The organism is Streptomyces apricus (genome assembly GCF_008369065.1).
Classification (GTDB): Bacteria; Actinomycetota; Actinomycetes; order Streptomycetales; family Streptomycetaceae; genus Streptomyces; species Streptomyces apricus.
In genome coordinates this window covers 44,246-47,446 of sequence record NZ_VDFC01000002.1, presented here as the reverse complement: position 1 = coordinate 47,446, position 3,201 = coordinate 44,246, and the positions used below count along the sequence as shown (strand labels likewise).

The window sequence follows — 3,201 nt, the reverse complement described above, 5'->3', positions numbered from 1 at the left end:
GGGAAACCCGCTCAGACCCCCCGCACGACCTCCAGCACCGCGGCCACGTCCTGGTCGAGCCACTCGACGTCCCACACCTCGTCGGGCGGCAGCCACCGCAACTCGTCGTGGTCCTGCAGCGGCTTGGGCTCGGGCGAGCCCTCCAGCAGCCGGGCCGTCCAGACCCGCAGCACATACGGCTCACGGAGCGGGAACTCCCCCGGCACCCGCCGGACCGCAGCCGCCTCGACCCCCAGCTCCTCCCGGAGCTCCCGGACGAGGGCCTCCTCGGCCTCCTCGCCGGGTTCGACCTTCCCGCCGGGCAGTTCCCAGCGCCCCGCCAGCTCCGCGGGCGCACTGCGGCGAGCCGCCAGGAGGCACCCGTCGCGCAGCACGGCGGCCCCGACCACCACGATCCGTTCGGTCATGCGGCGGAGCCTACGACAGCCCCGCGCACCCCCGGCACGGCCACCCGCCACGACCGGTCCGGACGCCGCGAACGGTCCGGGCGCCACGAACGTCCCGGCCGGCACACCCGGCACGAACGGCACGCATCATCCGGCACGGCTCACCCGGTGCCGTTCTGCGCGACCCGTTCCACCCAGTACAGCTGCTTGTGCCCGCGGACATCGAGGCTGTCCGCCATCTTCTGCGCCTCGCCCCTGGTCGCGTACCTGCCGACCCGGTAGCGATTGCCGTTGTCGTCCTGTCGTACGACGAGCCAGGGAAGTGTGATCGTGCCGTCGTTCATCGCACCCCTCCACTGCCCGCCCCCGGTCGGCCCCGGGGCTCGTCACATAAGGAAACCGCAATCCGCATATGCCCGAGCCTACGCCTTACCTTCACGCAGCGAATACGGCTTTGCACAACGAGATACGACCGGGGTAGGCAACCGGCCAGCACGAAGGGGGCGCATCCTTCCGGATGCACCCCCTGACGTCCCCTGCCGGTCCCACCAGCAGCACGGGAACGGTGTACGGCCCCCTGCCGGAATCGACCGGATTCCACCGGCGCGCGAACTCACCGGGCGGCGCCCCCGCCCCGCCGGCACGACCACGTCCGCCGTCTCGACCGGGCGGCCGGAGGCGTAGTACGTGCGCTGGATGACGAGCACGACATGGCCCGGCACGCCCCCGAGCGCCGACAGCTCCTCGGCGAGGCCGGGCCGGGCGCCCACCTCCTCCGTGACGTTGTCCACGACCACGTCGATGGCGGCCATCCGCTCGACCACGCCCATCCCGCCGAGGGGGCCCTCCTCCGGGAGCATCACCGGGGTGCGGCCCGTGACGGCGAGGGGCTCCCACGAGGTGGAGAGCATCATCGCCTCGCCCGCGTCCCGGAACACGTACTTCGTGCACATCACCCGCTCGCCGGCCTCGATGCCGAGCCGCTCGGCGACGGCACCGCTCGCCTCGGTCTGTGCGCTGTGCGACTCCCACGTACCGCGCGCCGACAGGTCGGCCTGCTCCTGGCGGAACGGGGTCGCGCCGCTGTCGGCCCGGTACCCGGACCGGGCGATGCGGCGGGGCACCGGGCGCTCGCGCACGTACGTGCCGGACCCGGAGCGGCCCTCGACCAGCCCCTCGGCCATCAGCACCTTGCGGGCCTCCAGGGCGACCGTGTCCGAGACCCCGTACTCGGCGCGGATCCGGGCCTGTGACGGGAGCCGGGTGTGCGGTGGCAGTGATCCGTCGACGATCTTTCTGCGAAGATCACCCGCGACGCGCAGATACGCCGGCTGCTCACCGAATGTCACTGGCCACTCCCCGTTGCGGTCGTACAGACAGCAACAGAGTGGCGACCGTAGGTTGCAGCAGGCAAGCAGGGGCCAGAGATTCACCCGATGTGATGATGTCAGGCTGTCAGGGGTTTTGGGCGGCCGCTTTCCACCGCGACGCCCCTCTCGTCCCCTCGTTCCCCCGACGCACCGTCACCCCTGCACTCGGGCACCCCGTCACCCCGGCACCCCGGCACCTCGTCACACCTGGATGCCGCCGCCCTCTCCGCTGTCGCCGCCGCCGCTTCCGCTTCCGCCGCCGTCGCCCCCGTCGCCGTCCTCACCGCCGTCCTCGTAGGAGGCGGGCGGAGTGGTCGCGAGGCCCAGGGCCTTGCGGGCCGCGACCGTCTTCTTCCCGTCGGTGAGGTCGAGCGCGGCGCCGTAGTGCTCGTAGAAGGTGTCCGGGTCGGAGGTCTTCGCCGCCGCGGCCCATTCCTCCTGTGCCGCCTCCAGGTCCTCGACGATCGCGGCGACCGGCTTCCTCGCGTCGGCCGGCCACTCGTGGCCGCGGAGCATGCCGGCCTGTTCGGTGAGGGCGGCCGAGACCCTGGTGGCCCACCTCTTGTGACCGGGCAGGTCGTCCTCGACGTACGGCTCCTCGGGCGCCGCGTCCATCGCCCGGTTGAGGACCTGGGCGGCCTCCAGGTAGACGAGCTGGTCGGCGTCGAGGGTCGTCGGGTCCTGGCGCAGCGACCCGGTCAGGCTGCCCTTCTCGTCCACGTTGCCGAACAGGCAGCTGATCTCGCGGTCCCCGAGGCCCCAGCTGTCGCGCGTGGGCGTGAAGTAGTAGACGTCGACGTCGTCCGGGATCGCCCAGGAGTCCATCGCGTAGGAGTACTGCAGCGTGTAGCACTTGTCGTCGGCGGCGTCGACGACGGCGCCGTCGCCCGGGTAGGCGCCGTCCGCCATCTCGAAGGTGGCGAACACCTCGGCCTCGTGCTCGCCCTCGCAGGACACCGTGTCGACGTCGTAGGCCGTGCCCTCCAGGGAGCCGCCCCGGGTGTCGAAGCACTCGCCCGTGTCCACGGAGAAGGTGGCGCCGTTCCCGCCCGCCTCCCGCGCGCGCTCCCCGGCCTCCTCCCAGAACCCGAACGCGCCACCGCCGAGGAGGGCGAGCGCGAAGACGGCGGTGCCGATGCCGGACAGGACCATCCCCGCGACGGCCATGCCCTTGCCGCGCTCGCCCCTCTCCCCGATCTGCCGCAGCGCGAAGATCCCGAGGAGCAGCCCGACGACCGGCAGGAAGCACAGCAGCCCGAGCACGAGCGAGGCGATCGCGAGCCCGTTGACGGGTGCCGGAGCGGGGTACGGGGACCAGCCGTGTCCCCAGGCCTGGTGCCCGTACGGCACCTGTCCCTGCGGCGGCGGATACGGACCCTGCCCGGGGTACCCCGGATACCCGCCGTACGGGCCCTGCGGCGGCGGTCCCGGTGGGGGCTGGGGGC

3 protein-coding genes and 1 pseudogene are annotated in these 3,201 nt (G+C 72.7%); all 4 read right to left on the bottom strand.

Translation table 11 applies throughout. The annotated features are described in order from the left end of the window. Nucleotides 1–11 precede the first annotated feature (11 nt). Nucleotides 12–407: a (deoxy)nucleoside triphosphate pyrophosphohydrolase gene (locus FGF04_RS00400; RefSeq protein WP_149509142.1), complete on the bottom strand. Its 396-nt coding sequence runs from the start codon at nucleotides 405–407 to the stop codon at nucleotides 12–14. Between the two features lie 140 nt (nucleotides 408–547). Further along, nucleotides 548–730, bottom strand: coding sequence for an SPOR domain-containing protein (locus FGF04_RS00395; protein WP_149509141.1), 183 nt, complete (start codon nucleotides 728–730; stop codon nucleotides 548–550). A 279-nt stretch (nucleotides 731–1,009) separates the two neighbouring features. Continuing rightward, a pseudogene (locus FGF04_RS00390) lies at nucleotides 1,010–1,735 on the bottom strand (GntR family transcriptional regulator); the annotation flags it as partial. Between the two features lie 222 nt (nucleotides 1,736–1,957). Beyond that, on the bottom strand, nucleotides 1,958–3,201 hold a 1,244-nt coding region (locus tag FGF04_RS00385), incomplete at its 5' end, for a DUF4190 domain-containing protein (protein WP_235882105.1).